This is a genomic window from Cyanobium gracile UHCC 0281 (assembly GCF_034931305.1).
Taxonomy (GTDB): domain Bacteria; phylum Cyanobacteriota; class Cyanobacteriia; order PCC-6307; family Cyanobiaceae; genus Cyanobium; species Cyanobium gracile_A.
Window position 1 is genome coordinate 53,240 of record NZ_JAYGHY010000013.1, and the last position, 6,000, is coordinate 59,239.

At 68.8% G+C, this 6,000-nt stretch carries 7 protein-coding genes; 3 read left to right on the plus strand and 4 right to left on the minus strand.

Annotation, left to right across the window (positions count from 1 at the left end; translation table 11 throughout):
- Positions 1 to 42: 42 nt before the first annotated feature.
- From VB739_RS06225 to VB739_RS06240, 4 genes are read right to left on the minus strand one after another with little or no spacing between them, the layout of a single operon-like run.
- The gene (locus VB739_RS06225) at positions 43 to 864 is read right to left on the minus strand and encodes a cytochrome c biogenesis protein CcdA (RefSeq protein WP_323356231.1); all 822 of its coding nucleotides are present in this window, start codon (positions 862 to 864) and stop codon (positions 43 to 45) included.
- A complete protein-coding gene (locus VB739_RS06230; protein ID WP_323356232.1) occupies positions 861 to 1,358 on the minus strand; it encodes a thioredoxin family protein in 498 nt (165 codons plus the stop codon). The genes VB739_RS06225 and VB739_RS06230 overlap by 4 nt, the downstream gene beginning before the upstream one ends.
- Positions 1,359 to 1,414: 56 nt before the next feature.
- Positions 1,415 to 1,564, minus strand: coding sequence for a hypothetical protein (locus tag VB739_RS06235; protein WP_323356233.1), 150 nt, complete (start codon positions 1,562 to 1,564; stop codon positions 1,415 to 1,417).
- 41 nt (positions 1,565 to 1,605) lie between these two features.
- Positions 1,606 to 2,952, minus strand: coding sequence for a cation:proton antiporter (locus tag VB739_RS06240; protein WP_323356234.1), 1,347 nt, complete (start codon positions 2,950 to 2,952; stop codon positions 1,606 to 1,608).
- 371 nt (positions 2,953 to 3,323) lie between these two features.
- Here VB739_RS06240 and VB739_RS06245 point away from each other — a divergent pair, with 371 nt between their 5' ends.
- The 3 genes from VB739_RS06245 to VB739_RS06255 are packed head-to-tail and all read left to right on the plus strand — an operon-like array spanning position 3,324 to position 5,671.
- Positions 3,324 to 4,298: an HAD family hydrolase gene (locus VB739_RS06245; RefSeq protein WP_323356235.1), complete on the plus strand. Its 975-nt coding sequence runs from the start codon at positions 3,324 to 3,326 to the stop codon at positions 4,296 to 4,298.
- A 51-nt stretch (positions 4,299 to 4,349) separates the two neighbouring features.
- Positions 4,350 to 4,817: a hypothetical protein gene (locus VB739_RS06250; RefSeq protein WP_323356236.1), complete on the plus strand. Its 468-nt coding sequence runs from the start codon at positions 4,350 to 4,352 to the stop codon at positions 4,815 to 4,817.
- Positions 4,818 to 4,828: 11 nt separating this feature from the next.
- Entirely contained in the window at positions 4,829 to 5,671 is an 843-nt protein-coding gene (locus tag VB739_RS06255) for a hypothetical protein (RefSeq protein ID WP_323356237.1), read from the plus strand.
- Positions 5,672 to 6,000: the final 329 nt, after the last annotated feature.

Sequence of the window (6,000 nt, forward strand, 5' to 3'; positions counted from 1 at the left end):
CTGCCCCGATTCCAGCTCGTCCATTCTCCCTGGCGATCGCGCTCAGTTCTGCCAGGTCGTGATCAACCCCTGGCCGATGGTGTAGATCCCCGCCGCCAACAGCACCAGGCTGCTCACGCGGGTGAGGGTTGCGGCGTGGTTGAGCAGTCGCCTTGAGGCGCTCATCAGGCCGACCCAGAGGCTGGAGGCGGCAATCACAGCGGTGTACCCCAGGGCATAGCTCACCATCGTCAGCACCGACAGCGCGCTGGAGCCGGTGCCGGCAGCAGCGGCAAGCACCGAAAACAGCACCGGACTGGCGCAGGGAGAGCTGACCAGAGCAAAGCCCATCCCGACCAGAACCGGACCACCGGCTGGCGGCAGTTCGGGCAGGCGGGGCAGGGTCAGCGGCAGCCAACCGCCCAGATTCAGTCCCATCAGCAGGATGATCAGCCCCACCCCCAGGTGGACCGGGCCGCGGTGGTCCACCACGATGGCCGAGGCGAACGAGGCGATCAGCCCGAACAGGCTCAGCACCACGACGGTGCCGGCCACGAAGCCCCCCACCCTGAGGATGGCCTGGGGCCGGCTGATGGGCCCGAGCGTGCCGATGTAACTGAGGTTCAACGGCAGCATGGCCAGCACACAGGGCGACACGCTCGCCAACACCCCACCACCGAAGGCGAAAAGGGGAAGCAGAACGCCGGGTGCTGCGGGCATGGCCTCGAGCCGATCGGCGTAGGCCTGCGACGCGGAAAGGATCGCCAGATCCAGCTGCAGGCTGATCCCGGGCAGCCAGTGGGCTGCCAGCACCCCCAGCAGTGCCAGCCCACCCAGGAGCACCAGAAAGGCCAGGCCTTTCCTGCGGATGGCTGAGCTGCTCACGGTTTGAGCAGCGACTGGGTTCTCTTGATCGCCGCGCTGTAAGCGCGCTCATCGGTGCTGGCCCGGAAGGTCTGCACCGCGGCGCCGGTGGCCGGGTTGATCACAGCCACCAGTGAGGTCTGGCTGCGGTTGGCCTCCAGGAAAGGACCAAGGCCCAGGGCACGGGCCCTTTCACGCGACTTCTTCAGCTGGGCGGCATCGGAAACATCGAATTTCAAGAAGGTGGCCTTGCCGGCCTTCTGTTGTTGGAGGGAGCGCAGGGTCGGGGCGATCGTCTGGCATTTCGAGCACCAACTGGCATAGATGTCGACCACAACGGGTTTGCCCTGCAGGGACGGGGCGAGAGCCCCACCCTGCGCCTGGGCGACCAGTCCGGTGGCACGGTTGGCGGCTGGTCTGGTGTCGGCCTGCACGGATCCAGGCAGGCCGACGGGCTGGTGACCCCCGAGCGTGAGCAGGAGAGCGGTGAGCGGAGCAGTGAGCGGAAGGGGCATCGCAGTAGCGAGGCGACTGCCTTGAGTACCGCCACAGGCACCAATCGGATGCGGCCTCAGGGCAGCGTGAACCCGGAGGTGTTGAGGTGCTTGAGATCGAGCAGGACGACCGTGAACCAGACCAGCAGGGCCAGGCCGCCGATCGAACCGATCACGACCAGCAGGCCGACGATCACCGACCTCGAAGAACTGCTGTCGTTCGGCACGGGCACAGGGAAAGCGACCGCCACTGTCCCACGGCCAGAGCTCAGGGGGCCAGCGGGGCGGCCTCACCGGTCTCCCCGGGATCGGCCAGCACCAGCCGCAGCAACACCGGCGCCAGGAAGGTGGTGCCCATCACCATCAGCAGGATGGCGGCCTCCAGCGACGGCCCCAGCACCCCGGTCTGGGTGCCGAGGCCGAGGAAGATCAGGCCCACCTCGCCGCGGGGCATCATCCCCAGCCCCACCGCCAGCCGGTTGGTGGGCCCGGGGCTGATGTAGCTCCAGCCGGCCGCCACCTTGCTGACCACGGCGGCCGCCAGCAGGAAGCCCGCCATCACCAGCCCTTCGTGGTTGGCGGCATTGAAGGGATTGAGTACCGAGAGGTCCATGCCGCTGCCGATCAGCACGAAGAAGAACGTGGCGAACAGGGCCACCAGGGGCTTCACCGCCTCCTCGATCGCGTGCCGGTGCCGCGAGGCGCTCAGAATCAGGCCACCGGCAAAGGCCCCCAGGGCCGCCTCCAGGCCGAAGGCCTGGGCCGCGAAGCAAGACAGCGACAGCACCAGAAAGGCCGCCACCACCACCTCGCCCGGGGCCCGCAGGCGATCCAGCAACCCGTCGAAGGCGGGGGCGGCGGTGCGGCTGAGGAACAGGGCCACCGCGACGAACACGGCGGCCGCGGCGATCAGCTTCAGGATCGGGCCGACCGTGAGGCCTTCGCCGCCGGCGAGCGCCACCACCACGGCCAGGATCACGATGCCGAGGATGTCATCGAGCACGGCCGCCCCGATCACCGTCTGCCCCTCCCGGGTGCGCAGGAATTTCAGCTCCCCCAGCACGCTGGCGGTGATGCCGATGCTGGTGGCGGTCATGGCGGCACCGGCGAAGATCGCCGGCAGCAGCGGCACGCCGAACAGAAACTGCAGGCCGGCGGTGCCCAGGGCGAAGGGCAGCACCACCCCGGTGAGCGCCACCGTGATCGCCTGCCCCCCCACCGCCATCAGTTCATCCAGTTCGCTCTCCAGGCCGGTGAGGAACAGCAGGGCCAGCAGGCCGATCTTGGCCACCGCCTGAAGGTTGCTGAAGCTGTGGTCGTAGAGCCCCTGCACCTGCTCCGGGCCCACGTGGGCCAGGGCGGCGATCGTGTGCTCGGCGACGGCGTTGAGCTGGCCGCCCAGCTCCGGGGCCAGGATCAGATGCAGCCCCGAAACGCCGATCAGCACCCCCGCCACCAGCTCGCCGAGGATGGCCGGCAGGCGGAAACGCACCATCAGTTCCGCCAGGGCTCTGGCGGCGAACAGGATGACGATGAAACGGCCCACCTCGATCAGGGTCTCGGCCGCCTCGATCTGGTGGCCCCCGGTGGCGAGCAGCAGGGAAGGCATGTCCATGGCGGGCCGGCTGGGGCGATGGCGAAATCCTTTCACCCCCGTCCGGGGATCGGGCCCGGGATCAGCGGATCGGGATCACGGGCCATGGCGATCGGCGAACGGCGGGCGCCGGCCCCGTCAGACTGAAGGGCCAGCCGGGCCCGGGGCCTGCAGCAATGGCCAGGTTCAGGCGCTCAACGCGGCAGCGGCTCCAGGGTCGGCTCCGGCCTGGTGACGTTCCACCGGAGGGCCGGCCAGGGATCTCCTGGGGCGTCGTCGTGGCGATCGGCCTGCTGCTGGCGGGCGTGCCGATGCTGCTGTTGAACAGGCAGCACTCCGGCGATCCGCTCAAGATCCGCCGCGAACTGCGCAAGTTCTGAGCCTGCCTCCCCGTGACCCTGTCCCGCCGCCGCCGCTGGTTCCTGCTCCTGCTGGGGGGCCTGGTCGCCGCGACCCTGCTGGCCGGGGTGGCGGGCTGGGCCGGCGCCATCTCCCCGCCGGCCGATCCGCTGCCCTCCTGGAATCCGGGAGCGGCCAGGGACGGCATCGTCAGTTTCGTCCGCCAGACCACGGACCCCGGCAGCCCCCGGTACGTGCCGCCCGAAGAGCGCATCGCCACCTTTGACCAGGACGGCACCCTCTGGGTGGAGCAGCCGGTCTACCCGCAGGTGCGCTTCATCCGCGAGCGGGTGCCCGGGGTGGTGACCACCAGAGCCGAACTCGAGAAGCTCGCCGCCACCGCCCTCAGCGGCATGCCCCTGGAGACCTTCCGCGCCGATGTGCGCCAGTGGCTGGCCACGGCCCGCCATCCCCGCTGGCAGCGCCCCTACACCGCGCTCACCTACCAGCCGATGCAGGAGCTGCTCCGCTATCTGCGCGCCAACGGCTACAAGACCTACATCGTCACCGGTGGCGGCCAGGACTTCGTGCGTGTCTACGCCGAGGAGGTGTATGGCATCCCGCCGGAGCAGGTGATCGGCAGTGCCGGCGCCACCCGCTACGGCTACGACACCACCGGCCGGCCCGTCCTGACCAAGGAGCGCCGGTTGCTGCTCAACGACAACGACGCCGGCAAGCCGGAAGGCATCCAGCTGATGATCGGCCGGCGGCCCACCGCCGCCTTCGGTAACTCCACCGGTGACCGGCAGATGCTGGAGTACACCAAGGCCGGCGACGGGGCGCGACTGGCGATGCTGGTGCTGCACGATGACGCCCGCCGCGAGTATGCCTACGGCCCCGCCAGGGGTCTGCCGGACACCCAGGTGGGCCGCTTCACCCCGGCGCTGGACGACGAAGCCACCAGGCAGGGCTGGATCGTGATCAGCATCAAGAACGATTGGAGGCGCCTCTTTTCCTTCGACCGCTGACGGCCCAGGTGCCCACTGCGGCCTAGGGTCGAAGTGAGTTGATCTGCCGCCATGAAAGTTCTGGCCGTCTCCCTGCTGAGCGCCTCCCTCGCCATCGGCGTGGGCTCAGCCGCTGAAGCCCAACAGCGCTGCACCTTCCTGCAGCCGATCGGTGGCAATGGCACCACCCCGATCGTCTCCAAGCGGGTCGGTCCCGACAAGCTGATCGGCAGGGAGAACTGGAACACCGATTTCATCGTCAATCAGCCCTACAGCAGCTTCAAGTTCTTCTTCACGGCCAATTCCTCCGACGCCGGGGCCAAGTATCCGGTCAGCGGCTTCATGAAGTTCAGCGATGGCAGCAATCTGCAGGTGATCAACGAAGTCATGAATCCGCCGATGGGCACCGGCCGCATGTTCGGCCCCTTCCCGGCCATTCCAGGCAAGCAGGCCAGCCAGATGAACTTCAAGGTGGGCGCCAGCGGCGACCCCGGCGCCCTGGGCTTCAGCTACCGGATCTCGGTGCAGGGCTGCCAGTAGGGCCCGCTCCGATGCTGCTCGCCCTGCTGCTGGCCCTGTCGCCACCGCCCGGTCCGGTGATCACCCATGGACCCGTGGTGGCCGTGCTGGAGGACCGCCGTCAGCCCAAGCCCGATGGCCTGGATGAAGTGCAGCCCGTGGCCACGGTCAGGGTGGAGGGACAAGTGGTGGGCCAGCTGATGGGGGCGCTGCGGATCGGCTCCGGCAGCTCGGACGCGGTGCTGCAGGTGGTGGAGATGGATCCGGCCAATCCCTACCCGGAGGTGTTGCTCTCCTCGTTCACGGGCGGTGCCCACTGCTGCAACGACACCCGCGTGCTCACCAGCAGCCCTGATGGCCGCCGCTGGTTCGAGGTGCGCCGCGATTGGGTCAACGGTGGCCCCAACGGCGCCAGCGACCCGCTGGGCAACGGCCGCTTTCTGCTGGTGGATGTGGACAACCGCTTCCTTTATCAATTCGCCAGCTACGCCGGCAGCAGCGCCCCGAGCCAGATCTGGCAGCTGAACGGTCCTCGCTTCGTTGACATCAGCCACCAGCCGGCGGTGTTGCCGCTGCACCGCCGCCGGCTTCAGGAGATGGAGAGCTGGTTCCAGGAGCCGGCCGATCAGCGCAACGAGGCCAACGGCTTCCTGGCCGCCTGGGTGGCCACCAAGGCGCTGGTGGGGGAGTTCGACACGGGCTGGAAACGGATGCTGGGCCTCTACGACCGAAGCTCCGACTGGGGGCTGACCTCCTGCGAGGCCGGGTACAACGCCAAGGGCGACTGCCGCCGGCCGGAGACGCGCTACGCCGATTTTCCCGCCGCCCTGCGGGCCTTCCTGCGTCGCACCGGCTACCTGCCGGCGGCGCCCTGATTCAGCCCAGAAAGGTCATGGTCAGGCTCACCAGGGCCAGGCCCGTGAGGCCGGTGGCAGTCAGCAGTCCGATCGATCGGTGCATGGGTCACTCCCGTTGCTCCAAAACCTAGAGCAATCCTTAAGAAGCGCAATCGCTCCGCGCTGGGCCGCAGCAATCCGTCATGGAGCCCCGCCTCGCGGCGGAAGGACTGCCTTTGCCAGGCTGGCCCGGCTTTGCGGATCTCCATGGCGGGCGCCGTCACCATCGCTCTGGCCCTGGAGGGCCAGCTGCGCCTCGATGACCAGCCCGCCCTGCACCAGGCCGTGGCGCTGGCGCGCCAGAGCGG

What these genes read in the sequence shown, in the direction of transcription:
- VB739_RS06230 (WP_323356232.1), bottom strand. Translation starts at nt 1,358, where the DNA reads ATGCCCCTTCCGCTCACTGCTCCGCTCACCGCTCTCCTGCTCACGCTC.
- VB739_RS06240 (WP_323356234.1), bottom strand. Translation starts at nt 2,952, where the DNA reads ATGGACATGCCTTCCCTGCTGCTCGCCACCGGGGGCCACCAGATCGAG.
- VB739_RS06250 (WP_323356236.1), top strand. Translation starts at nt 4,350, where the DNA reads ATGAAAGTTCTGGCCGTCTCCCTGCTGAGCGCCTCCCTCGCCATCGGC.
- VB739_RS06255 (WP_323356237.1), top strand. Translation starts at nt 4,829, where the DNA reads ATGCTGCTCGCCCTGCTGCTGGCCCTGTCGCCACCGCCCGGTCCGGTG.